Origin of the sequence: Streptomyces sp. NPDC051133 (assembly GCF_040682635.1) — a bacterium.
Lineage (GTDB): Bacteria > Actinomycetota > Actinomycetes > Streptomycetales > Streptomycetaceae > Streptomyces.
Genome location: NZ_JBFBBK010000021.1, coordinates 109,122 through 133,431, shown reverse-complemented (window position 1 = coordinate 133,431; position 24,310 = coordinate 109,122). Strand labels below are relative to the sequence as shown.

22 protein-coding genes and 3 pseudogenes are annotated in these 24,310 nt (G+C 70.8%); 16 read left to right on the top strand and 9 right to left on the bottom strand.

The window, feature by feature from the left end:
- Positions 1–363 precede the first annotated feature (363 nt).
- From AB0N17_RS22670 to acsA, 4 genes are all read left to right on the top strand, one after another.
- The gene (locus AB0N17_RS22670) at positions 364–579 is read left to right on the top strand and encodes a DUF1918 domain-containing protein (RefSeq protein ID WP_366013226.1); all 216 of its coding nucleotides are present in this window, start codon (positions 364–366) and stop codon (positions 577–579) included.
- On the top strand, positions 563–1,441 hold the full coding sequence (locus tag AB0N17_RS22665; protein WP_366013225.1) for a universal stress protein: 879 nt from the start codon (positions 563–565) through the stop codon (positions 1,439–1,441). Before AB0N17_RS22670 ends, AB0N17_RS22665 begins: the two co-directional genes overlap by 17 nt.
- A gap of 313 nt (positions 1,442–1,754) precedes the next feature.
- The gene (locus AB0N17_RS22660) at positions 1,755–2,051 is read left to right on the top strand and encodes an SHOCT domain-containing protein (RefSeq protein ID WP_366013224.1); all 297 of its coding nucleotides are present in this window, start codon (positions 1,755–1,757) and stop codon (positions 2,049–2,051) included.
- 207 nt (positions 2,052–2,258) lie between these two features.
- A complete protein-coding gene (gene acsA, locus AB0N17_RS22655; RefSeq protein ID WP_366013223.1) occupies positions 2,259–4,097 on the top strand; it encodes an acetate--CoA ligase in 1,839 nt (612 codons plus the stop codon).
- Here the strand turns inward: acsA and AB0N17_RS22650 are convergent.
- Positions 4,091–4,375, bottom strand: a complete 285-nt coding sequence (locus AB0N17_RS22650) for a TspO/MBR family protein (protein ID WP_366013222.1) — start codon at positions 4,373–4,375, stop codon at positions 4,091–4,093. The genes acsA and AB0N17_RS22650 overlap by 7 nt on opposite strands.
- A gap of 162 nt (positions 4,376–4,537) precedes the next feature.
- Between AB0N17_RS22650 and AB0N17_RS22645 the strand changes: the two genes are divergently transcribed.
- Positions 4,538–5,065 carry a DUF4232 domain-containing protein gene (locus tag AB0N17_RS22645; protein WP_366013221.1) on the top strand — a complete coding sequence of 176 codons (528 nt, stop codon included), beginning with the start codon at positions 4,538–4,540 and terminating at the stop codon, positions 5,063–5,065.
- 292 nt (positions 5,066–5,357) lie between these two features.
- The gene (locus AB0N17_RS22640; protein ID WP_366013220.1) at positions 5,358–7,286 is read left to right on the top strand and encodes an FG-GAP-like repeat-containing protein; all 1,929 of its coding nucleotides are present in this window, start codon (positions 5,358–5,360) and stop codon (positions 7,284–7,286) included.
- A gap of 37 nt (positions 7,287–7,323) precedes the next feature.
- Here the strand turns inward: AB0N17_RS22640 and AB0N17_RS22635 are convergent, their stop codons facing one another.
- From AB0N17_RS22635 to AB0N17_RS22625, 3 genes and pseudogenes are all read right to left on the bottom strand, one after another.
- A complete protein-coding gene (locus AB0N17_RS22635; RefSeq protein ID WP_366013247.1) occupies positions 7,324–7,707 on the bottom strand; it encodes an ABC transporter permease in 384 nt (127 codons plus the stop codon).
- A gap of 937 nt (positions 7,708–8,644) precedes the next feature.
- A pseudogene (locus tag AB0N17_RS22630) lies at positions 8,645–8,902 on the bottom strand (FtsX-like permease family protein); the annotation flags it as partial.
- A gap of 797 nt (positions 8,903–9,699) precedes the next feature.
- Complete coding sequence (locus tag AB0N17_RS22625) at positions 9,700–10,404, bottom strand: ABC transporter ATP-binding protein (protein WP_366013219.1); 705 nt, start codon at positions 10,402–10,404, stop codon at positions 9,700–9,702.
- A 204-nt stretch (positions 10,405–10,608) separates the two neighbouring features.
- Here AB0N17_RS22625 and AB0N17_RS22620 point away from each other — a divergent pair, with 204 nt between their 5' ends.
- From AB0N17_RS22620 to AB0N17_RS22595, 6 genes are all read left to right on the top strand, one after another.
- Positions 10,609–11,937: a histidine kinase gene (locus tag AB0N17_RS22620; RefSeq protein ID WP_366013218.1), complete on the top strand. Its 1,329-nt coding sequence runs from the start codon at positions 10,609–10,611 to the stop codon at positions 11,935–11,937.
- Positions 11,934–12,644, top strand: coding sequence for a response regulator transcription factor (locus AB0N17_RS22615; protein WP_366013217.1), 711 nt, complete (start codon positions 11,934–11,936; stop codon positions 12,642–12,644). Before AB0N17_RS22620 ends, AB0N17_RS22615 begins: the two co-directional genes overlap by 4 nt.
- Positions 12,645–12,766: 122 nt before the next feature.
- A complete protein-coding gene (locus tag AB0N17_RS22610) occupies positions 12,767–13,114 on the top strand; it encodes a hypothetical protein (protein WP_366013216.1) in 348 nt (115 codons plus the stop codon).
- Between the two features lie 362 nt (positions 13,115–13,476).
- Complete coding sequence (locus tag AB0N17_RS22605; protein WP_366013215.1) at positions 13,477–15,072, top strand: GAF domain-containing SpoIIE family protein phosphatase; 1,596 nt, start codon at positions 13,477–13,479, stop codon at positions 15,070–15,072.
- Positions 15,069–16,145 (top strand): cobalamin-dependent protein, encoded by a 1,077-nt coding sequence (locus tag AB0N17_RS22600; RefSeq protein WP_366013214.1) that lies wholly within the window; start codon positions 15,069–15,071, stop codon positions 16,143–16,145. The genes AB0N17_RS22605 and AB0N17_RS22600 overlap by 4 nt, the downstream gene beginning before the upstream one ends.
- On the top strand, positions 16,142–16,540 hold the full coding sequence (locus AB0N17_RS22595) for an STAS domain-containing protein (RefSeq protein WP_366013213.1): 399 nt from the start codon (positions 16,142–16,144) through the stop codon (positions 16,538–16,540). Before AB0N17_RS22600 ends, AB0N17_RS22595 begins: the two co-directional genes overlap by 4 nt.
- A 174-nt stretch (positions 16,541–16,714) precedes the next feature.
- Here AB0N17_RS22595 and AB0N17_RS22590 read toward each other — a convergent pair whose 3' ends face one another.
- From AB0N17_RS22590 to AB0N17_RS22570, 5 genes are all read right to left on the bottom strand, one after another.
- A complete protein-coding gene (locus AB0N17_RS22590; protein WP_366013212.1) occupies positions 16,715–17,017 on the bottom strand; it encodes a protealysin inhibitor emfourin in 303 nt (100 codons plus the stop codon).
- Positions 17,014–18,225 carry a M4 family metallopeptidase gene (locus tag AB0N17_RS22585; RefSeq protein ID WP_366013211.1) on the bottom strand — a complete coding sequence of 404 codons (1,212 nt, stop codon included), beginning with the start codon at positions 18,223–18,225 and terminating at the stop codon, positions 17,014–17,016. The genes AB0N17_RS22590 and AB0N17_RS22585 overlap by 4 nt, the downstream gene beginning before the upstream one ends.
- A gap of 345 nt (positions 18,226–18,570) precedes the next feature.
- Entirely contained in the window at positions 18,571–19,236 is a 666-nt protein-coding gene (locus AB0N17_RS22580) for a nitroreductase (RefSeq protein WP_366013210.1), read from the bottom strand.
- A 67-nt stretch (positions 19,237–19,303) separates the two neighbouring features.
- Positions 19,304–19,780: a hypothetical protein gene (locus tag AB0N17_RS22575; RefSeq protein ID WP_366013209.1), complete on the bottom strand. Its 477-nt coding sequence runs from the start codon at positions 19,778–19,780 to the stop codon at positions 19,304–19,306.
- 150 nt (positions 19,781–19,930) lie between these two features.
- The gene (locus tag AB0N17_RS22570) at positions 19,931–20,482 is read right to left on the bottom strand and encodes a TetR/AcrR family transcriptional regulator (RefSeq protein WP_366013208.1); all 552 of its coding nucleotides are present in this window, start codon (positions 20,480–20,482) and stop codon (positions 19,931–19,933) included.
- Between the two features lie 466 nt (positions 20,483–20,948).
- Between AB0N17_RS22570 and AB0N17_RS22565 the strand changes: the two are divergent.
- From AB0N17_RS22565 to AB0N17_RS22550, 4 genes and pseudogenes are all read left to right on the top strand, one after another.
- A pseudogene (locus tag AB0N17_RS22565) lies at positions 20,949–21,680 on the top strand (aldehyde dehydrogenase family protein); the annotation flags it as partial.
- A gap of 86 nt (positions 21,681–21,766) precedes the next feature.
- A complete protein-coding gene (locus AB0N17_RS22560) occupies positions 21,767–22,126 on the top strand; it encodes an aldehyde dehydrogenase family protein (protein ID WP_366013246.1) in 360 nt (119 codons plus the stop codon).
- 73 nt (positions 22,127–22,199) lie between these two features.
- The gene (locus AB0N17_RS22555; RefSeq protein WP_366013245.1) at positions 22,200–23,825 is read left to right on the top strand and encodes a GMC family oxidoreductase N-terminal domain-containing protein; all 1,626 of its coding nucleotides are present in this window, start codon (positions 22,200–22,202) and stop codon (positions 23,823–23,825) included.
- A gap of 67 nt (positions 23,826–23,892) precedes the next feature.
- Positions 23,893–24,156: pseudogene (locus AB0N17_RS22550) on the top strand (NAD-dependent DNA ligase LigA); the annotation flags it as partial.
- Between the last annotated feature and the right edge of the window lie 154 nt (positions 24,157–24,310).

Genomic DNA, 24,310 nt, shown 5'->3' with positions numbered 1-24,310 from the left:
CCGGCGGCGTCAGAGGCCACACGGCCCCTTCGGGGACCGACCGACCCCCGCCGGTCCCGGACCGTCCACCCGAGGTACGGGCGGCCCCTGGCACTCCCCCGGCTTTCCGCCACACGCTGGAAGGTGCCGGACACGGTGCAACGAGCGCGATCGGCATGAGCCGACGAGGGGTCGGCAGGCCCGTCGTGGGGACCTATGGCCCCTGGCAGGCCGAGGCCGGCGGAGCCTTCCATGGAACCGGTGGCGGCACGTCCCTCCGCGCCACCGCAGGGAGGAGGCGTGAGAGTGATGTCCGCTCCCGCACCAGTGAACAGGAACGACCAGGGAGTATCGAGCACCGGCCTCGATGCGAGCGGCGCATCCATGCGCGCCGGCGTGGGCGACGAGATCGTCGTACGCGGCACCACTGCCGGGATCGTCGCACGGGACGGCGAGGTCGTCGGCCTCCACCACCCCGACGGTAGTCCGCCCTACGACGTGCGCTGGCTGGACAGCGGTCGGGTGACCCTGTACTTCCCGGGTCCTGACGCGTACGTCCGGCACCTGGTGGCTGGAGGCGGGCGTGTCCGGGCCCGCTGAGCGCCGGCCGGTCGTGGTGGGCGTCGATCCGGATCCCGACCACCGGATGGCACTGGCCTGGGCCGCCGATGAGGCCGCCCGCCGGCGTCTGCCGTTGCGCGCTGTTCACGTCGAGGGCGTGCCCACCAGGGGCTACCGGGGGCAGGAGGTCCCACCGTCGTGGGAGGAGTGGAACGAGGCGCTGCACGAAGCCGGGCGCCAGGTGCTGGAGGAGGCCACGGACTTCGTCGCGGCCCGGCACCCGCAAGTGGAGGTGGATTCTCTGCTCGCGGAGGGCGACCCGGTGTGGGTGCTGCGTGAGCAGAGCCGCGAGGCCACCGCCGTCGTGCTGGGATCGCGGCACCTGAGCCGGAAGCAGGAGGTGTTCGGCTCCTCGTCGGTCGCGCTGCCGGTCATGGCCCACACGAGCTGCCCCGTGGTGGTCGTTCCGGAGTCCGAGCACATGACCCAGGAGCCCGCGTATTTCGTCGTCGGCGTCGACGGCAGCGAACACTCCGGTGCCGCGGTCGACGTGGCGTTCGAGGCAGCCGCTCTGCGCGGGGCCGAGCTGCGGGCCCTGCTCGTGTGGGAGCCCGGGCCGCTTCGCGTCTTCGACGAGCACGAACCGCAGCAGGAGTGCCGGCGGCTGCTCTCCGAGATCGTGGCGGGGCGCCACGCCCGCTACCCCGAGGTGAATCTGCGCCACGAAGTCCTCGTCGGGCACCCCGTCCAGGTGCTCGCCCATGCCTCGGCCCATGCGCTGGGGCTGGTGGTGGGGACCCGGGGCCGTGGGGGCTTCGCCGGCATGCTGCTGGGTTCGGTCAGCCAAGGCGTGCTGCGTCACGCCCGCTGCCCTGTCATCGCGGTCCCGATACGTGAGTGAGGCTCCGGACAGTGAGGCTCCGGACCGGCAAGAAGGAGAGCCGCCACGGCGACTGCGCATCCTCCTGGTGTGAACGCCGCGCCGCGCTCGTGACTCAGGCCGTCTCGGCGTCCTCACCGCACAACGCCCGGCCCTGGACGTTCCGTTACCCGCGGGACGTCGGAGTCTGTCGTCTGTACGCCGGCCCGAAAGCATGTGGCGCCGAGTGGCACAGGAACGAGGACCAAGGGCCCTTGGTGTCTCCGGCCGGCCGAGGTTCACCATGAAGTGAGCGACGCTGTTTCGAAACCTCGCAGGTGGAGGAGGCGCGGTGATGTACTGGAACGGCGGCTGGGCCTGGATGGCATTCGTGCCCTTGTTGTGGATCGCGCTGATCGTCCTTGTCGTGTGGGCCGTGATCCGCCTGATGCACGCGACGGCCGGCGGTGCCTCCGGCCGCGGTCGCGGCTGGGCGGACAGCGATCCCCGGGAGACCCCGGAGGAGATCCTCGACCGGCGCTATGCCTCGGGAGAGATCGACACGGACGCTCATACCGAGGCCCGCGAGCGCCTCGCCGCCCATCGGCCGAGGGCACGCCGGCCTGACTCCGCGGGCGGTGGACGCCACTGACCGTGCTGCTCGCCGCGGGCCGCCGCGTCGATCGCCGGGCTCTCGCGCCGCAGGCGGTGGTTCGACGGCCTCCGCAGGCGGTGGCTCTACGGCCCGGCGGCAGCGGGGCCGGTACCGGCCCGGCCGCGGCCGGGGCCCTTCGCCCCGGTGCGGCGGGGGTGGCTCGGGCCGATGGTAGGAGCAGGCCCGAAGGAAGGAGGGCCCGCCATGCCGTGGGAGACCATCCGGAAGGACATCCCGGCGGGCGCCGTCCCCCATCTCCGCGACTACGACAAGGAGTGCGCGGGCTTCTCGTGGCAGGCGGCGCGCGGCAGACTCCCGGGGCTGCCCGGTGGGCGGGGACTGAACATCGCGTACGAGGCCGTGGACCGGCATGCGGCGTCGGACCGGGCCACGCGGGTCGCACTGCGCTGCATCGGGCGGGACGATGCCGTCACGGCGGTGACCTATGGGGAACTGGCCCGCTCCACGTCACGTTTCGCCAACGTGCTCCGCAGCCTCGGTATCGGGTACGGCGACCGGGTCGTGACGCTGCTGGGGCGCTGCCCCGAGCTGTACACGGCCGTCCTCGGCACGCTCAAGAACACCAGTGTCCTGTGCCCGCTGTTCTCCGCCTTCGGGCCGGACCCGGTGTTCCAGCGGATGACGCTGGGCGACGCGCAGGTCCTGGTGACCACGGCGGACCTGTACCGCAGGAGGATCGCCGTCCGGCGGCACGCGCTCGCCGCCCTCCGCCACGTACTGATCGTCGGCGAGGGGGCGGACGGACTGCCCGGCACCACGTCCTTCGCCGCGTCGATGGCCGAGGCGGCCGATACCTTCAGGATCCCGCCGACCTCGCCCCACGACATGGCCCTGCTGCACTTCACGAGCGGCACGAGCGGCATCCCCAAGGGCGCGGTGCACGTGCACGAGGCGGCCGTCGCCCACTTCATGACCGCTCTGTACGCCCTGGACCTCCACGAGGACGATGTGTTCTGGTGCACCGCCGATCCGGGCTGGGCGGCGGGCATGTCCTACGGGATCATCGCCCCTCTTCTGCACGGCTTGACCGTCGTGGTGGACGAGGGCGACTACGACGCCCGCCGCTGGTACCGGATCCTCGCCGGACAACGGGTGAGCGTCTGGTACACGGCGCCGACGGCCCTGCGCATGCTGATGCGGACGACACCGCGGACGGGGCCGTACGATCTGCCCCGCTCCTTCGACCTGAGTGCGCTGCGGTTCATCGCGTCCGTCGGCGAGCCGCTCGACCCGGAGACGGTGGCGTGGGGTCGGGACGTGCTCGGCTCGCCGGTACACGACACCTGGTGGCAGACCGAGACCGGCGCCATCATGATCGCCAACTTCGCGGCCTGCGACATCCGCCCCGGCTCGATGGGGCGTCCGCTGCCCGGTGTGGAGGCGGCGGTGCTGCGGCGCGGGGCGGACGGCCGGGCTGAGGTCGCGGGCGGCCACGTCACCGTGCTGGAGGAGCCCGGGGTGGAGGGTGAGCTGGCGCTCCGGCCCGGCTGGCCGTCCATGTTCCGCGGCTATCTGCACGACGAGCCACGCAGTGCTGCGGCCTTCGCGGGCGGCTGGTACCTCACCGGCGACCTGGTACGACGTGACGCCGACGGTTGGTTCTGGTTCGTCGGGCGTGCCGACGACGTCATCACATCGGCAGGGCACCTCATCGGGCCGTTCGAGGTCGAAAGCGCGCTGATGGAACACCCGGCGGTCGCCGAGTCCGGAGTCATCGGCCGCCCCGATCCCGTGGCCGGGAACATCGTCAAGGCCTTCGTCACGCTGCGGCCGGGCTTCGACGCGACCACCACGACGCGGCAGGAGTTGCTGGCCTTTGCCTGGGATCGGCTGGGCCCGGCCGTGGCACCGCGTGAGATCGCCTTCGACCAGCACCTGCCGCACACCCGCAGCGGCACGGTCATGCGCCGTCTGCTGCGAGCTCGGGAACTTGGGCTGCCCGAGGGCGACATCTCCGCTCTGGAGGACTCCACCGTGTCGCCGGCGGAAAGGAACACTGAGCGTCGGGCATCAGCTCAGTGAGACGTCGGGCATGACGTAGGCGTCAGGGCCGTGTCGGCGAGGGCCGCCCCGGCGATCGAGGCGTACAGCCGTGTCCACACGGCGCCGAACGCCCAGGACGGCGGTTGCCACCGTGGCTTGCGCAAGGCTTTGTACCAGGCGCTGTCCGGGTCGACCGCCTGGGAACCTGCCACGGCCGTGGCCGCCACAGCGGCGGTGGCGGCGCCCTGGCGCAGCCACGGCCCGGTTCGCCGGGTGGCCGGTCGGGCGCCGCCGTCTCGTCCGCTGACCGGCGTCATACCTCCACGTCTTCCCCGGCGGCAGGCCCGCTCACCTGGCCGGGGTGACCAACTGCCCGGAAGGAGCTGGAACCTCCCCCGCCCTGCCCGCATCTAGCTGTGCGGTGAGACGGGAGCGGTGGCACTGGGTCCCGCAAGGGTGTCTTCACCAGGGGGATTCTCATGGCACGGCGGACACTGGCGGTCGCCGCTCTCGGCCTGGTGGCACTGCTGGGGACCGCGGCCTGCGGCAAGGACCAGGGGTCGTCCGACGCTCGTCCCGTCGCATGCCAAGCGTCGCAGCTGGGCTGGAAGATGACCCGTCTGTCCGGCGGGCGGCAGAGCACGCCGGCGGCCACGCTCAGCGCCGAGAACAAGGGGTCGAAGCCCTGCGCCTTCGACGGTTACCCGGAGATCGACGTGTATGTCGGCAAGGGGCCGTCGGCCGACGGTAGGCCCAAGAAGGGGGCCACGCCCGTCCACTCGGAGCTGAACCCGGGCCACGCCGTCGAGTTCCCGCTCTTCTACGAGGCGACGGCCACTCCGGGCGACGGTTGCGAGGTCTCGGCCGAGTACGACCCCAGCATCACCGTGGTGCCCCCGCACACCAGGAAGGGCTCCCTCATCAAGATGACGGATGCGAAGGGGCGCCATGTGCGGGCGCAGGTGTGCGGCACCGGAATTGAGCTGGGATCGCCACAACTGCACTGAGAAGCGGGTGCGTTGACCAGCAGCACCTGAATTGTCGCGTGCACGCGTACGACGGCCGTGCGATCATGGTCGCCGCGACCGCTGACCACGGTCGATCTACAGCCGCCGTACGGCGGCACGGGGGAAATCACCGGGGGACGCGCTGTGGTGCGCCGTGAACGCGGCGCAGGCCGCCGGCGCGAGTTCACACGTCGAGTCCGCGACAGCGGCCTGCCGGCCGCCGCGGTGTCGGTGGCCTGCCCTTGATTCCTCGTGCCGCCGTCCGGCCTGCCTCAGTAGGAGAAAACCAGAAGTGCTCGATACACGAATACGTCTCGGGGCCGTCGCGGCGCTGAGCACCGCGCTGCTGCTGGGCAACGCCGCGGCGGCGGCCCAGGCCGACACAGCTTCCCCCGATCCGGGCAGACCGGCACCGAGCGTATCGGCCCCGCTCACCGCATCGGTGCCACCGCACGGTGCCGACCCGACGCCGACCGTTCCGGCCGGTCCCGCGGCCGAGCGCTCGGCCCCCGTCACAGCGGTGCCGAGCGCCGACGACGGCTGGACGGCCCAGGACGCCATCCGCTTCTGGACGCCCGAGCGCATGGCCTCGGCCACCGACCCTTCGGGCCGCACCGCCCCGCCGAAGAGCTTGGCGGCGGCCCGGCGGCAAGGTTCCGCCTCCGGCATCACCGCCCAGCACTTCAAGGGCATCAAGTCCGTCGGCACGATCTTCAGCACCGGAGCGGGCTTGAAGGGCCACCGCTGTTCGGCCAGTGTGGTGCGCAGCGGGGGACACAACCTGATCCTCACCGCCGGGCACTGTGTCGGCGCGAAGTCCATGTTCGTGCCCATGTACGACCACACCAAGAGCGCGGCCCAGCAGCCGAACGGGGTCTGGGCGGTCGACAAGTGGTTCCGTGACAAGCGGTACGCCTCGGACAAGAGCAAGAACTCCGACTTGGACTACGCCTTCGCCGGCCTGAAGCCCAACGGCCGCAAGAACGTCCAGGACGTCGTGGGCGCCAACGCGCTCGCCCGTACGCCCGGCTATGCCAACAGGGTGACCGTCATCGGCTACCCGAAGCTCGCGCACAACCCGCAGGACCAGGCGGTCCGCTGCCCCAACGTCTCCACGACCGCGCTGTCCGGCTACTACCAGATGCAGATCAACTGCGCCGGCATGTGGGGCGGCGTCTCCGGCGGGCCCTGGTTCTCCAAGTTCGACGCCTCCGGCGACACCGGCACGATCATCGGCAACGTGGGCGGCTTCATGCAGGGCGGCCCGGACGTACCGCAGACCGACCACCGGTACAACGAGATCAGCTACAGCCCGCTGTACGGCGACCGCTTCTTCAAGCTCTACGCCGACGCCCAGAAGGGCCGTAACCCCGACTACGGCCATTACCGGCAGCCGAGCCTGCCCTACACCATGGGGGCCGGTTCGACCTGGGAGCACGCCAAGCTGATGGCTTCGGGCGACTTCAACGGCACCGGCCACAGCGACATGATCGTCGTATGGAGCGACGGCGAGGTCACGCTCTACAACAGTGACGGCAAGGGCCACTTCACCGGCGAGCGGCGGCTGCTGGGCAAGAACGACACCTGGCAGCACGCGGCGACCATCACGGCGGGCGACTTCACGGGCTCCAACCGGTTCGACCTGTTGGTGCGCTGGACCGACGGTGAGGTGACGCTGTACGGCGACGTCGGCACCAAGGGTCTGGACTGGGCCGGCACCCAGATGATCAAGCCCAACGACCTCTGGAAGGACGCGACCCAGATCGCGGCGGGCCGCTTCGGCTCCTCCCCGTACGTCACAGACCTGATCGTGCGCTGGATCGACGGCGAAGTCACCCTCTACACCAACGTCGGCGCCGGCACATTCGGCCAGGAGCACACGCTCAAGGCGAAGAACGACACCTGGCGGGACGCCACCCTGCTCACCGCCGGTGAGTACTCCGGCAGCGGCAAGTGGGACCTGATGGTGCGCTGGACCGACGGAGAGCTCGACAACTACGTCAACACCGGCCCGTCGGGCCTGGGCGAGGAACAGCGCATCCTGGACAAGAACGCCCTCTGGAAGCACGACACCGTCATGACGACCGGCGAGTTCACCGGCAACGGCCGTACCGACGACCTCGTCATCCGCTGGTCGGACGGCGAGACCACGATGTACACGGACACCCGCGCCGCCCGCCTGGGCAGCGAGGAAACGCTGGTCCACGCGGCCTGCTGCTGACCCGGTGCGGCCGGCGGGGCTGCGGTCGGCCACTGCGTCACTCGGTCCGCAGTGCCGTCGCCGTTCCCGCGCGGGCCGCCCAGCCCGCCGGGAGCAGGGCGCCCGCCACCGCGATGACCAGGCCGCCGAGGCTGAGCAGGGCGAGAGCGGGCCGGTGGTAGACGGCGACGACGGAGGCGGGCAGTGTCATGCCCACGGCGTGGCCCATGAGGGGCGTGACGTGGTGGTGCAGGGCCACACCGAGCGGCACCCCGGCGGCCCCGGCGAGCAGGCCGACCGCGGCGACCGAGGTGATCACCATGGTGAGGACCTGCCGGGGCGTCATCCCCACGGCTTTCATGACGCCGAGGTCGTGGACCCGTTCGCGCGTGTCGAGGACGACGGTGTTGAGGACGCCCAGGCCCGCGACCGCTGCGAGCATCGCCGTGAGGGTCGCGACCAGCCCGTCCATTGGCCACGATCACCCCGGAGTCGCTCGTGCCGCGCGCGCTCGCCACGGCACCGGTCGGGCCCAGCGCCGAGTTCAGTGAGGTCAGGTAGGAGCCCAGATCCGTACCCGGTGCCGGCTGCACGTAGAACCGGTCCGGCCTGGCGTCCAGTCCGAGCGCGGTGAGGGTGGCGGCCGGGGTGAGGACCTCCATGCCCTGGTCCTCGGTGAAGAAGGCCTCGCCGACGATGCGTACGGAAGCCGTCCGGCCACCCGCGGACAGGGTCAGGGTGGCCCCCACGCGCAGTCCGGCGGCGTGCAGGAACCGGGTCGTGACCACGGCCTGGCCCGGGCCGGTGAGCCAGGCGCCCGAGACCATCCGGGGCGCGGCCCATGACGCGTCGCCCTGGTAGCCGACCACATCCGTGCGTCCGGCGACTCCGTACGCGCCGGCCTGGGCACCGGCGGTGCCGTAGAAGCGCCGGGTGGCCCGCTGCGCGCGGAGGGCCGCGGCGACCTCGGCCGGGTCGGCCGGTGTCGTGTCACCGCCCACGTGGACGGCCTGGGCCCCGGCCGGACCGTGCCCGCCGCCGGCGGCCACGACGACCGGGGCGGCCGCGTTCAGCTCACGGCCCGACTGGATGGCGCCCAGCGTCAGCGCCAGTCCGGTGCCGAACGTGACGGTGACGGCGGCGAGGACGACCGCGGCCGCCGTGGTCAGCGAGCGCGCCGGGCGAGCGAACGGGTGCGCCAGGCCGAGGCCGACGGCGCGCGGCAGCGGCAGCCGTCCCGCGAACCGCCGTACCCGGTGACCGCGGCCGGCGGCCGGCGAGCGCCCGACGGTGATCGCGTCGACGGTGCGCAGCCGCCCGGCGCGCAGCGCGGGCCCGAGAGCCGCGCCCGCGACCAGCGCGAGAGCGGCGGCGGGCACGATGACGTCGATCCACCAGGGCACCGTCGAGGAGGCACCGCCGTAGACGCTGTCGGTCTCCCCGAGCGCCGGAAGCGCCAGCACATTGCCGAGGACGACCCCCAGGACGCAGCCGGCCAGCGCCGGGATCAGGGCCTGCGCCACGTATGCCCTGACGATCTGGCCCGGCGTGAAGCCGAGCGACTTCAGCACGCCGATCCGCCGGGTCGCCGCGCCGGCCGCGCCACTGACCACGATGCCGATGACCAGGACGGACATGGCGAGCCCCAGGACTCCGAAGGCCGCCACGAACGGCACGAACGCCATCGCGTTGGCGGTCGCCTGCCGGCGGACGGTGAGGTAGGACTGGGTGCCGGTGAGTGCGCCCTTCGGCACGGCCGCGCCGATCGCGGCGCGGTGCGCGGACATCTGGGCGTCGGTGGCCGCGTCACGGAAGCGGTACAGCATCTCGTACGTGCGTGTCTCGCCACGCCGGCTCAGCGCCTCGGCCTGCGCCGGAGTCACCCAGGCGTCGGCGGAACCGGTCACCGACCGGGCCAGCCCGACCACGGTCAGCGTCGGACGGCCCGGCAGGCCGCCGAACCGCAGCCGGGCGCCCGGCTCCACCGGCACCCCGCCGTACACCAGCACGATCTCGCCGGTCCGGGTGGCCCAGCGGCCCGTGACGAGACCGACCCGGTCGACGGGCCCGCCGGGGTCCGGCCGCCCGACGACGGTGAGCGGCGGCAGGGTGACGTCGGCCGGGAGGGCGCTGGAGGCCGAGGTGGTGCGTGCGCTCAGCGAGAGCGTGCGGAACGGGCCGGCGAAGGCGGTCACGCCGGACGTGTGCGCGGCGGCCGTGAGCTGCGCCGCGGTCGTCCTAGCGCCGTCGAACTGCGCGGTCAGCTGGGCGCCGCGCTGTGCGGCCATGGCGTGGTCGAAGGGTGCCCGGGAGGCGACGAGCAGCCCGGCGGCGACGACCGAGGCGGTGACGGCCATCAGCGTGGTCAGGGTCATCACCAGGGTCTGCACGCGGCGCCGTGCGACGCCGGCGCGCACCACCCCGCCCAGGGCGCTCATCGGGCCACCGCCGTCGCGCGGTGGGTGTCTCTGACGATCCTGCCGTCGACCAGCTCGACCGTCCGGGTCGCGCAGGACTCGGCCAAGCGCAGGTCGTGGGTGACCAGGACGAGTGTCTGCCCCTCGGTGTTGAGGCCGGTCAGCAGCTTCCGTACGTCCTCGCCGGAGGCGCTGTCCAGGGCGCCCGTGGGCTCGTCTGCCAGCAGCAGCGCCGGACGGTTCATCAACGCCCGTGCCACGGCGACCCGTTGGCGCTCGCCGCCGGAGAGCCTGCCCGGGTGGGTCCCGGCATGACGGTCGATGCCGAGGTGCTCCAGGAGTCCGGCGGCACGCCGGCGGGCCTCGGCGCGGGACACGCCCGCCAACTGGGCCGGCAGCAGCACGTTGTCGAGGACCGTCAGATCGTCCAGCAGGTTGAAGAACTGGAAGACCATGCCGATCCTGGTCCGCCGGTACCGGGCCGACCCGCTCTCGTTGAGCCCGTCGACCCGCAGCCCGTCGACCGTGACGCTGCCCGTGCTCGGCCGGTCGAGTCCGGCGATGAGGTTGAGCAGCGTGGACTTGCCGCTGCCGGAGGGTCCGAGTACGGCGACCGCCTCGCCGGTGTGCACGGTCAGGCTCACGTCGGTGAGAGCGGGCGGTCCTTCGCCGTACGTCCTGGTGACCTCACGGATGTCGATGACGGGCGCGTTCGTCGCCACGGTGCCTCCCCGGCCCGGTGGTTGATGGTCCGGCCCGAAGCTAGGGGCGGCAGGGTGCCGGAGGCGTCGGCTGCGCGGGCGAGACCGGTTGCCGTGTCGGGATGACCCCGTGGGCGTGTCATCCCTGCGATGTACGCGCGGGATGCAGCGGCTGTCCGCTTCCCGGAGGATGTGGCGCGTTCGGGTGCTTGTCACACTGGGCGCATGGAAGGGGTCGTGGGGACGAAGCTCGTGGAGCGGTGGCACAGGGCCGGTGCGGCGCTGCGTCCGGGCCCCCTGCCGCGGCCGTCCCGCTGGATGTGGACGGCCGACGCGATCCTCGCCGTCGTCCTGGCCGCCTGCACCGTGGTCACCACGCAGCGACAGGGCGGCGATACGGGCCCGGGGCACGCGGTGCTGGTGCCGCCGGCCGTGGTGCGGGCGCCGCAACCCCCGAGCCCTCCGACCGTGCCGCATCCGCCGGCCGAGCTGGCGCAGCATCTCGGGGCGGTCGGGCCCGGACAGTTGGTCCCGGCGGCCCTGACCGCGCTGCCCTTGGTGGTGCGCCGGCGGTATCCCCTGACCGCGTTCTGGGCCGTGGTCGTCGGGAGCCTGGTGTTCAACCACCGCCTGGGTGGCGGCGATGCCACCGTGTACACGTTCCTGTCGTGCGTGATCGCCGCCTACAGCGCCGCCGTCCACAGCCCGTACCGGGTGCGCTCGCTCGTCGGGCTGGCGGCCGGCGCCCTGCTGCTGGCCGTGTTCCACGACGAGAACCTTCCGGCGTTCACCGCCGGTCTGGTGCCGTTCCTCGCCCTGCTCGGGGTGGGTCTCGCGGCCAACGCCGTGCACACGTGGAAGCAACGCCTGCGCGTCCTGCAGGAGGAGCATCAGGCCGCCACCCGGCTGGCGGTCGACCGCGAACGGTCCCGCATCGCACGCGAGTTGCATGACGTCGTCACCCACAATGTGAGCGTGATGGTGATCCAGGCGGGTGCGGCCCGCAAGGTGATGGACAGTGCGCCCGACCGGGCCCGCGAGGCACTGCTCGCCGTCGAGGCCGGCGGGCGCACCGCCATGACCGAACTGCGCCACGTCATGGGCCTGCTCGCGATGACCGGGGACGACGACGCCACGGCCGCCGAACGGGACCTGGCGCCGCAGCCGGGCCTCGGCCGACTGGCCGCCCTCACCGAGCGCATGCGCGAAACCGGCGTCCGTATCGAGCTGACCGTCACCGGAACCCCGGCCCCGCTGCCCGCCGGGGCCGACCTGGCCGCCTACCGCGTGGTGCAGGAGGCGCTCACCAATGCCGTCAAGCACGCGGCCGGCGCCCGGGTGCGCGTCGCCGTCGACCACGTTCCCGACGCCGTGCACATCACGGTGTCCGACACCGGCGGCACCTCCGCGACACCGGCCGGGCCCGGCGACGGGCGCGGACTGATCGGCCTGCGCGAGCGTCTGGCCGTCCACGGCGGCACCCTGCACGCCGGCGAGCGCCCCACCGGCGGCTTCCAGGTGCGCGCCGTCATCCCCGTCGAGGAGCCCGCGTGACCAGGGCCCCGCGCGTGGTGATCGCCGACGACCAGGCGCTGGTCCGGACCGGCTTCGGCATGATCCTCGCGGCCGACGGGATCGACGTGGTCGCCGAGGCCCGGGACGGTGACGAGGCGATCGACGCGGCCGGCCGTACCAGTCCCGACCTCGTCCTGATGGACATCCGTATGCCGGGCACCGACGGCCTGGAGGCCACCCGGCGCATCCTCTCCGGTCCGCTGCCCGACCCGCCCCGCGTGATCATGCTGACCACCTTCGACCTCGACCGTTACGTGTACGCCGCTCTCACCGCCGGAGCCAGCGGCTTCCTGCTGAAGGACGTCACCCCCGAACACCTCGTCGCCGCCGTCCGCCTCGCCCGCACGGGGGACGCGCTGCTCGCCCCGGCGATCACCCGGCGTCTCGTCGAACGCTTCGTCGCCCGCGACACCGCCGCCCCCGCCCTGCACCGCGACCTGTCGGTGCTCACCCCGCGAGAGCTCGAAGTGCTGCGGGCGCTCGGCACCGGCCTGAGCAACGCCGAACTCGCCGCCCGGTTCGGCCTGAGCGAAGCCACCGTGAAGACCCACGTGGCCCGCATCCTCGCCAAGCTCCGCCTGCGCGACCGGGCCCAGGCCGTCGTCGTCGCCTACGAGACCGGGCTGATCGTGCCGGGAGCGGGCGAGCCCGGATCGCCCGTGCGGCCTGGGCGTGCGGGCGGGTGAGGGAGGCCGGCGGTGACCGTTAGGGTGCCGTACGGCCGGCAGCACGGATGCGGCGCCGCGTGTCAGCCGGGCCTGAGCATCAGATCCGGGCCCGAGCACCGAACAGGGAGTCGAATCAGCGCATGGACCTGTCCTGCCGAGAACTCCGCATACCCCTCGGCGACGCCGTCGCACTGCTGCGGGACCTGAACGAGTTCGTCGTCTCCCTCGACCGCCTCGGATCCCGACAGGCATCCGGAGCCGCGGACGAATCCACCGTCGGCGCGTTCGTCGCGGACTGGGACGTCGCCCGGCGACTGGCCCACGCCCGACGCGTCATCGGCATCGCGCTCGATGCGCAACTGAGCCCCGAGGACAACGCCGAGATCGACGCCCTGTGCGACCAGGGCCGCTTCTACGGCGGCGACAGGGCCGACAGCCCCTCCGCGGGTCAGTCCGGTTGCGACGGCCGGAGCGGCCGGCCCGACTGACCAGGAGGGCCGGGAGGGGCAGCGAACGCGACACCGGCCGGCGAACGCTTCGGCGATGGTTCGCTGGACCGGGTGACCGCATTGGCGACGGATTGCCCGGGAAACGCCCGCTATCCCACTGTTCCTCACCACATTCAGCCCGCGCGTCGAATGTGATGGCCGAGTGTGGGTTCCAGGGGCGGCTTGCATCGCTGAAGTGGTTGCGGGACTGTTGTCATACGGCATCTATATTCCAGAGCAGGAAGGAGGTGAGGTGCGCACCATGCGTGCCTCCGCTTGTGAGTGCTTCTCGTGGTTCACCCGCCCGCCCGCGCAGTGCCGACACCAAAGTCGCTGCCACGTGGGCTGACGCCCCCTGTCCCGTGCTGGTCATCGACCGGCAGGGAAGCCTCGTACACGTCAACGAGGCCGCCCGGGCTCTCCTCCCGGACGCGACGAGCGGTGCCCCCCTGCGCGAGGCGGCACCCTCATGGCTGTCCGACGCACACCAGCACATCACCGACGGACTCCGCGACGGCGACGCCGGACCGCTGGCCGGACCCATCAGCGACCGGTTCTTCGAAGCGCACCCCACCGCCTCCACCGACGGTGACGTGGTGTGGTGGCTGGTCGACGACACCGATCGCCGCTTGGCCGTAACGGCCCTGACGTCCGCGGAGGAGCGGTCCGAGCTCCTGTCAGAGGCGTCGTCGACGCTCCTGTCGACGCTGAACGTACCGCGCTGCATGGAGGTGGCCGCTTCCATGGCCGCGGAACATCTCGCCGAGGCAGCCGTTCTCGTCGCTCCCGCGCAGGGCCGGCGCCACCCCCTGACCTACGCCCGCCGGGGCGGACCGGTCACCCAGGCCACACAGCAGATCGACACGCGCAGCGTGCCCGGCCTGGCCGAGGCGCTGCAGGGCTTCCCCCCGGTGCCCGCCCGCTGGATAAACCCCGACGACCTTCCCGACTGGGTGATCCCCGACAGCTTCACCGGGCCGGTCGGCTCGGTGATCGTCGCCCCGCTGCCCGGCCACGGGGTGCCCGCGGGAGCCCTCATCCTGTTGCGCTCGAGCACCGCACAGGCGTTCACCGAAGGCGAGGAGGTCTTCGCCCGGCTCTTCGCCGCCCGCGCCGGCGTGGCCCTGTCGGCCGCCCGCCTCTACACCGAGCAGGCCGCCATCACCGCCACGCTGATGCGGGAACTGCTGCCCCCGTCCCTGACTCGCGTACACGGCATGGACTACGCCGGCAACTACCGTGCGGCCAAGGACCATGAGCGGGTCGGCGGCGACTTCTACGACGTCCACCCCGGCGCCGACCCCGGCCAGGAGACCCTCGTCGTCCTCGGAGACGTCGCGGGCAAGGGCCTGGACGCGGCGGTGCTGACCGGCAAGATCCGCAACACCCTGCACGCGCTGCTGCCGCTGGCCGACGACCACCAACGCGTCCTCGACCTGCTCAACGGCGCCCTGCTCACCTCCCACCACACCCGCTTCGCCACCCTCGTCCTCGCGTCGGTACGCCGCCGCGCGGGCCGCGCCCAGCTGCGGCTGACCAGCGCCGGCCACCTGCCCCCGCTCATCGTTCGCGCCGACGGCCACGTGGAAGAGGCACAAACGCGCGGGACCTTGGTCGGCGCCCTGCCGAAGGTGTCCGCCCGCACCGTGAAGACGGTGCTGAACCCGGGCGATACCTGCCTTCTGTACACCGATGGCATCACCGAGGCCCGGGGCGGCCCGCTGGGCGATGAGCTGTTCGAGGAGCGCCGGTTGAGAAGGGTGCTGGCCGAGTGCGCGGGGATGCCCGCGGAAGCAGTGGTGGAACGCGTGCAGATGCTGGCCGCCCAGTGGCTGGGCTCCGGCCGGCACGACGACATGGCCGTCGTCGCGATCAGCGCCCCCAGAACGGGCCCCCTGTCGGTGGTCGGCGGCCGCGCCGACGTCGAAGGCAGCGCGGGCGACGGGAGGAACGCGTGAGCTCGGCGAAGGTGCAGGACCTGTTGTGGCAGGCCGTGGCCGACGGTGAGGAGTACGTCGCCGTCGATGTCCTACGCGACGCCCTCGCCGAGGGCATGGACGAGGAGGCGCTGCTGCTGGACGTGATCGCCCCGGTGCAGGAGAAGCTCGGCGTCGAGTGGGCCGCAGACCGCATCAACGTCGCCCAGGAGCACGCGGCCACCGCCATCAACGAACGCGCCATGGCCGCCCTCGCCCACCGCCGCGCCGAAAGCCCCCGCGGCGCTCCCTCCCGCGGCCGGGTGACGGTGAGCTGCGTGGACGGCGAGTGGCACGCCTTCCCCGCCCGCCTCGTCGCCGAGATCCTGCGGCTACGCGGCTGGCAGGTCGACTACCTCGGCGCGCGGACACCTGCCCCGCACCTGATCGCCCACCTGCACCGGACCGACCCCGACGCGGTCCTGCTGTCCGGATCGATCCCCACCCACCTGCCCACCGCCCACGCGACCATCACCGCCTGCCGGGCCATAGGCGTGCCGGTCATGGCCGGCGGCCGCGCCTTCGGCACCGACGGGCGCCACGCCCGATCCCTGAGCGCGGACCAGTGGGCGGCCGACGCACGCGGCGCGGCCGACGCACTGGAAGCCGGCGTCCCCCGGCCCCGTCCGGCCTCGGTCCGCCAGGTCGTCGACGACCTTCCGCACCTGGCCGACCAGGAATACACGATGGTCGTCCAGACCCGCGCCCAGCTGGTCAAACAGACCCTGGTCGACCTGGAGAACCGCTTCACCGCCATGCGCTCCTACACCGACGCCCAACGCGAGCGCACCGCCGAGGACATAGCCCACATCGTCGACTTCCTCGCCACCGCCCTCTACGTCGACGACCGCGAGGTCTTCGGCAGCTTCCTGACCTGGACCGCGGACATCCTCGAAGCCCGCCGGGTGCCCGCCCACTCCCTCACCACCGGCCTGGACGTCCTCACCGGGCAACTGCACGACTTCCCCCGCGCTCTCGCCCTGCTCCAGCACGGCACCGCCGCCGTGACCGAGCACACCGCCCGTCCTGTCCCCGGCCCCCACACACACGCATGACCAACCTGCCACCCACCGAATTCACCGTCGCCGCTCAGTGCGCACCTCCCACGCTGACGGTACGCATCACCGGCGAACTCGACTACGACACCGCCGACGAACTCGTCGACAGCGTCACCTTCCACCTGTCCCGGAACAGCGCGTTGCTGCGCGCCGTGCGCCTGGACTTCGCGGAGCTGACCTGGATCGACTCCTCAGGCCTGTCCGCCCTGCTGATGATCCACCGTCGCACCAGCGCCATCGGCGCCGTCCTCCACCTGGACAACCGGCCCGGCTTCCTCGAGCGCATGCTCCAGATCACCAACGTCCTCGATCACCTCGCCTCCCCCACCGCCGCGCCACCGGCGCAGCACGGCGAGGACGAAGGCGACTGGACCGAAATCAGCGCTACTTGAGGGGGCAACGGTGGCCATCCGATGACCGATGCCGACCGCGATCGGCGCCTCGGCGAACGAGCCGGATGCCGGTTCAGCGCAGTGGTCTGCGCGACTGCATGCTCTGGTGGACGAACTCGACGCACTGAAAGCGGCGTTCACCAGTCCGTGGAGGCAGAGCAGCGGCAGCACTTGTCACTGCTGCGCGGAGTGTTTCTTGAGCCACGTGAGCAAGTCCGCGAACGCAGGGGTCATGGCGGCGTCCGACTGCTCAAGGGCCGTCTCGCGGTCGCCGTCCGCCACTGTGATCGTGTAGCTCATCGCATCCCTGGCACGCCCGGGCTGGTCCTTCTGGGGCGCGGCGACGGCCGCCGCCACGAGCCGGGTCAGTTCGTCCGCAGCCGTCTCGGGCAAGGCGTCTGTGTCCAACACCTTGGGCCGGCGGCGGTGAGCGATCGCCGCCGCCAGCCCGCCGTATGCCTCCAGAGTCACCTTCACCTATTGACCTTCATCGCGGCGAGGTCCTTGGCCAGCCCCGTGACCTTGTCGTTCAGCGCCCCGATCTGTCTGGTGAGGGCTGCCAGTCCGTCCTCGCGGCCGACGCCGCCGTTCCCGTTGACGGCAAGACTCCGCACCCGGGCCACTCCGGCCGGGACGCCCTTGATCGGGACTTCCACCTCCTGCCATGCCGCCAGCACGGCCGACTGCTCGGGGCTGCCGACGCCGAACAGTTCCCCGGCCTTCTGGAACGTGGTGCCCGCGAAGTCCTGGAACTGGTCGTCGGCGCTCGACGCCTTCAGGGATTCGTACCAGATGGTTCCGGCGGCCTTCCATGCGAACCCGCCGATGTGCATGGCGGTCAGGTAGAACGCCTTGTTCGTAATGCCGGAGTTGAAGTGCACTCCGCCGAAGTCCCCCCGTTTGGTGTCGGGCAGGTGGATGAACTTGCTCATACGGTCGGGCTGGGGGTCCTTCCCGAACGTCGGGTTGTTGAAAGCGTGCCCCGGGTCCTTCATCGACCGCAGGGCGTCGCCACCGATTCCCGGAGTCCACACGTCGGCCCCGATCAGCCAGTCCGCCTCCTCGGCCGTCTGCTTCAGCGACCACTGCTTGACCAGTGAACCGAAGACGTCCGACATGGACTCGTTCAGGGCCCCGGACTGGTTGTGGTACTCGAATTGCGACTCGTGATCCGTGACTCCGTGCGTCAGCTCGTGGGCGATCACTTCGAGGGATCCGGTGAGGTTGCTGAACTCCTTCCCGTCCCCGTCGCCGAACAGCATCTGGCGCCCGTCCCAGAACGCGTTGTTGACCTGGAATCCGAAGTGGACGTACCCGTCCAGGCGCATCCCCCGGCCGTCGATCGAGTTACGCTGAAACACCTCCTTGTAGAAGTCGCGCGTGAGGCCTAGTGCGTCGAACGCCTGGTTGATGGACGGGTCCGTGGACTCCGGGCCGTCCTCAGGCCTGGCCAGGACGGCGTTGGGGAGGGATTCCTCCTGCTCGCAGTCGAAGACGGTGCGCCGACCGTCGCCAGGGGCGACCGCACCGGCGAAGGACGCCCGGACCGCTCGCTCACCCCGCAGGCGAGCAGTGAGCAGCATGGTGTCCAGGGCGGCCCGGCGCACCTCACTGTCCTCGCTGTCCAGGAGCTTGTCGAGAATGTACGGAGGGATGATGCAGTTGATGGGGCGAGTCCTACTCATGGGACACCCTCCTGGGTGAGAGGACCGAAGGCTGAGCATTCATCGTTTCGAACTGCGTGCCCGGCTGTTCTCAGAGCACCGCGTCATCGCGTTCAACCACCAACGCGTGGAAATTTTCGACGTTCAACATGGCCAGTCGCAGGCAAGCTACAGGTGCCTGCTCATGCGGCAGCAACGGGAGAAGCGTTGCGCCGACCGCCCCGTTTTCAGCGGCACTGTCACACTGATATCACCAGTCTCCTGCCGTCCGGTGTGACTGGCAAACGCAACACCGCCGTGATCAGTCACCTGTCAACTACGGTGTAGTTCCTGGACAGCGGCGTGCTCCGGTCTCACACGAACAGACTATTCACCGACGAACGTGACGGTCTCGTCGAGCGGGGCCCGGCCCGTGCGGGGGTGCCTCACCGTGACGTCCTCGAACCCGATCGACATGCCGCAGAAGAGAATGAGCTCGTCCGGGGGTGACAGGATCTCCGCGACGGTCCTGCGATACACCGACCACGCCATCTGCGGGCAACTGTGCAGTTCTTCGGCACGGAGCAGCAGCATGACGGTCTGCAGATACATGCCGCAGTCGGACCACTGGGGCCGGCCCATGTCGCGGTCGATGTAGCAGAACAGGACGGCGGGCGCACCGAAGCAGTTCCAGTTCTCGGCAGCGGCCCTCTGGCGCGCCTCCCAGTCCTCGCGGGTGATACCGAGTGAGCTGTAGCGCTCATGGCCGAAGGCGGACCTGCGTTCGTGGTACGGGGACTTCAGGGCGGGTGGGTACATCTCGTACTCCCGCTCGTCCCAGGGATCACCCGCGGTCACGCGATTGCCGGCGCGCTTCTTGAGTTCGGCCAGTGGCGCGCCGGTCAACACGTAGACGCGCCAAGGCTGGAGGTTCGATCCGGACGGCGCCCAGGCCGCAGCGGTCAGCACGCGCTCCAGCACCTCTTTCGGGACCTGCTGGTCGGTGAATCCGCGTACCGCGCGTCGACTCCTGACCGCCTCGTAGACATCCAAGGCCTTCTGCCTCCCTCGTCTTCTCCACGGATCTACTCGTCGACGGCTGGAAGCAGAGACGGGGACGTCAGGAGGAGAGCCAGTCGGTGTAGCGGGTGGGGGCGAGGTGGGCGTTTTCGTCGGTGAGGACGTCGCCCTTGACGGCGGCGAACATGCCGGCGGTGGGGTCGGTGACGACGGTGCGGTCGTCGCCGTGGTGGGACAGGGTGATGCGGCCCAGTTCGTCCAGAGGGAAGACCTCGGGGCCGGCGATGTCGTGGATGCCGTTCAGCGGGGTGCCCGCGGCGACCTCGGCGACGGCGTGGGCGACGTCCTGGGAGGCGATCGGCTGGATGGGTGTGGCGGGCAGCCGGACGGTGTCGCCGTCGGCGGTCCAGGACAGGACGGCGTCGGCTCCGGTCACCGCCTCGTCCAGTCCACGGCCGCTGGTGATGTCGACGCCGGTGGACTGCGAGTGCGGTACCGCCTCGTGCCCGGCGGCGGTCAGGTGGTTGACCACCTGCGACCCGATCAGCCCGGTACCGCCGATCACTGCGATCTTCATGACACGCCTTTCCTCGGCATCACATGCGCAATATGGGCATGGGCACCGCTATGTGGTCGTGGAATGAAACGACGCCTTGGCCAATCGGGTGGGGGCGGTTGTGCGCTCAGGCGTCCTGGGCGCCACCCTCGCCGACTGCCGCCTACCTCGTCATCCTGGCGAGGAGAGGTGCTCGGTGACCGCCTCGAAGAGGAGGAGCCCCTGGTCCACCAGGGCGTCCCGCGAGAGGTCCAGGACCCCGTTGAACCAGCTGAGCAGCATCTCGCTGACCGCTCCCACCACGGCGACGGACATGGCGGCGGTGTCGATCCCGGGGTCGTGAAGGCCCTCTCGCAGGAGAAAGTCCACGAGGCCGCTCATGCGCTCCAGTCCCAGTCGCCGCTCCTGTGCCGTGAGCGGTCCGGCACCCAGGGATTCCGCGAGTTTGATGCGCCCCTTCCTCGGGTCTTCCAGGGGGAGTCCGACGATCACGTCGATCATGTTCCGAGCCCGCTCGCGCAGCGACTCGTCCGTGCCGATCGCCTCGGCGCATCGGGTGACTTGTTCCTCGTAGATGTCTCTCATCAGCGCTGCCATGAGGTCGTCGAGGGAGCAGAAGCTCTCCGCGAAGTACCGGTCCTTGATTCCTGCGTGCCGGAGTACCGAGCTGATCGAGGTGTGGGCGTATCCGCGGCTGGAGAAGAGTTCCAGGCCGCTTTCCATGAGGCGCCGGCGGCGGAGTGAAGCGCGCTGTTCCGCCGTTGCGCCGCCGTATGTCCTCACGCTGCGCCACCTCTCCAGACCCGGCGCCGCCGTGCTGCTCACGGGAGAATGAGGGGTGAGCCGTCAGTCGACGTGCCCGCCCTTGCCGATGCGACGACCAGCGATTTCACCGATATTTCCGCCATCTGGTGACAGGTTACCCCAGATGGGTGTAACGTCGCATTTGTTCATTCATGAACCGTGAATGCGCCCCTCGCGAGGCCACTGCCGGCCGAGAGGGGTGGCGTATCCGTGGCCCGCCCAGCAGGTTCGACGCGCTGGGCGGCACCGCGACGGCCCTGACCGGTATCGGCTCCGCTTGCCGCGCTGGACACCCGCGCCCCACGCTGATCAGCCACGTATCGGATCACATCTCGAAGCACACGGCATGCCGTGATCCCACGGCCGTGCCGAGGGAGAGTCCACCGTGGATTCCCACCGCCTTGATTCCCACCGCATCCATCTGTTCATCGGCGGACGCTGGGTGCACGCGTCCGGCCGGGGCGTCATCCGCGCCGTTTCCGCAAGCACCGGTGACCTCCTCGGCGCTGTGCCGGACGGCTCCCAGGACGACATTGACCGAGCGGTCGGTGCCGCTCGTGCCGCATTCGACGCATCGACCGGCTGGTCCTCCTGGGAGGGTGGACGTCGCGCGGACGCCATGATCCGTCTCGCGGACGAACTCGATGCCCGCAAAGACCAGACGTCCGACGCCGTCAGCGCGCAGAACGGCATGCCGATCACCGTCGCGCGGTCCTTCGAAGGCGTCGTGCCGTCAGCCCTGCTGCGCTACTACGCGGCACTGGCCGACGACATGAGGCCGGAGGAGCTGCGGACCGGGCTGCCTCGTGGCACGACCTTGGTCCGCCGGGAACCCGCAGGCGTCGTAGCCGCCATCATGACCTGGAACTTCCCTCAGACCATCACCTTCTTCCAGGTGGCTCCCGCTCTGGCGGCCGGTTGTGTGCTCGTCCTCAAACCAGCACCGGAGACGGTCCTCGACTCGGTGCTGCTCGCGGAGGCGATCGAGGAAGCCGGTATCCCTGACGGCGTGATCAACATCGTTCCCGGAGGGCGAGACGCCGGCGCGTATCTGGTCGCCCACCCCGGTGTCGACAAGGTGTCGTTCACCGGTTCCACCCGAGCGGGGCGCCAAGTGGCCGCCGCCTGCTCCGAGTTGCTGCGACCGGTAACCCTGGAACTGGGAGGCAGGTCCGCCGCCCCTCGTAAGGCCGGCCGCCCGGCCTGCATCGTGGCTGGTTCGTCGAACCCACGGTATTCGCCGACGTCGAGAACTCGTCGACCGTCGCGCAAGAGGAGATCTTCGGGCCCGTCCTCACGGTCACGCCCTACGACGGCGAGGACGAGGCCGTGCGCCTGGCGAACGAGTCCGCCTACGGTCTCGCCGGCACCGTCTGGACCACGGATACGGACCACGGTGCCCAAGTGGCCCGCCGCTTGCGGACGGGCACCGTCGGGCTCAACGGCTATCTGCCCGACCTCACCTCCCCCTACGGAGGCAGGAAGGCCAGCGGACTCGGCACCGAACTGGGTCCCGAGGGGCTTCAGGCGTACCAGCAATTCCAATCGATCTACCACCCCTGATGCGACGGCCGGCATGCCTCGCCCGCCTCGGGTGAGGTCCGGCGACGGCCGTCCGCACGACGAGGAAGCCACCATGACCACGACCCCGACCCCGACCCCGACCGAAGAATTCGACTACGTCATCGTGGGCGCGGGCAGCGCCGGTTGCGTGCTCGCCGACCGTCTGAGCCGCGATGACCGTGTCCGCGTGCTGCTCCTCGAAGCGGGCGGTCCCGACACCGACGAACTGATCCACACCCCCGCCGCGCTCGGAATGCTGTTCGGATCGCAGGCCGACTGGAGCTACCGGACGGTCGAGCAGTCCCCGTCGGACCGCACGTTCTCCTGGCCCCGGGGAAAGGTGCTGGGCGGCTCGTCGTCCACCAACGTCATGATCTACACCCGAGGCAACCGGCACGACTACGACGGCTGGCGCGACGAGCACGGAGCGACGGGCTGGGGCTACGACGACGTGCTGCCGTACTTCACGAAGTCCGAGTCCAACCGCCGCCTCGGCGAGCCCTACCACGGATCGGACGGACCCCTGCACGTCGAGGATCGCGTCTACACCCACGAACTCTCGCGGACGTGGCTGGACGCCGCCGTGGAATGGGGACTGGAGCAGAACGACGACTTCGCGGGGGCGTCCCCCGCCGGCGCCGGCCTGTATCAGGTGACCTGCCATCACGGGCGGCGCTGGTCCGCGGCCGACGCCTTCCTGCGGCCGGCACTCGGCCGACCCAATCTCACCGTGCGCACCGGCGCCACGGCAACGCGGATCACAATCGACGGACCACGCGCGTCCGGTGTCACCTACCTTCTGGACGGACAGGAGCGGGCGGCCCGTGCCGCCGGTGAGATCCTGCTCTGCGGCGGAGCGGTCAACTCGCCTCAACTGCTCCTCCTGTCGGGCATCGGCGATCCCCGCGAGCTGCACGACGTGGGAGTGGACGTCCGGGTCCCCCTGCCGGGGGTCGGGCGGAACCTGCAGGACCATTTGATGGCTCCCGTCGTGTGGGAGAGCCAGTACTCCACTGACATCGTCCGAGACCTGCTCACCCCGGAGAACCTGCAGCGATGGCGCGCCCACGGCGACGGCCCCTTCGCCTCCAACTACGGCGAGGTCGGTGCGTTCCTCAACGTCACCGACGGCACCAGCCGCCCTGACGTCCAGCTGCTCGGAGGGGCCACGGCGCTCATCCTGAGCGGCGAGGTGGTACCGGACCGGCCGGTGTTCACGATGAACTGCGTCGCCCTGAACCCGCGGACGCGCGGCACCGTCCGTCTCGCGTCGGCTGATCCGCAGGCTCCACCGCTGATCGATCCCCGGTACTTCGACGTGCCCGAGGATGTGTCGGTACTGGTCGCCGGAATCAGAGCGGTCATGGGCATCGCCCGCTGCGCACCGTTCGCCGCATACCTGGCGCGGTCGTACCTACCGGGCACGGACGGCCAGGACTCCCCGCACCGCTTGGACGACGCGGCTCTCGAAGAGCACGTCCGCAGGTGGAGCGCGACGGCCTATCACCCGGTCGGGACCTGTGCCATGGGAACCGGAGACGACTCCGTCGTCAATCCGGACCTGGAGGTTCACGGAGTCGAGCGACTCCGTGTCATCGACGCCTCGGTCATGCCGGCCATCGTCAGCGGAAACACCAACGCACCCACGATCATGATCGCTGAAAAGGCGGCCGCGCGGATCGTGGAGCAATCTCGCTGAGCTCGAAGAGACGGGCGGCCCTGTCTTTTGCGGCGGGCGGGCACAGGAGCCGGCCCGTCATCGGCGCGCACACAACGACCTGATGCAGCTGGCCGCCGGCCTCGGAGTGCACACCAGCGCCCGGACCGCCGTCCCGGACACGGTGGCCCAGAGCCCCGAGCAGGTTCTGGCCCGGGTGAAGGAGATCGCCGCCACGCGTGCGGACCTGCCCTTCGGCATCGACGGCATCGTCATCAAGGCCGACCTCGCCGCCGACCAGCAGGCAGCCGGATCGGGCTCCCGTGCACCCCGGTGGGCGATCGCCTACAAGCTGCCGGTTCTGCTGCAGATTCAGAGCTGATGCGCTCCGTCGAGCTCACCATGATGACCCAGGTCAGGAGGACATCAGTTCCGCAGGTGGCAGCAACAGTCCTGTTGCTGATGGCGCTCGTTGAAAGCGGTTCTGGCTGCAGTTTCGGATGCTGTTGGTGATCTCGACTAAGGCT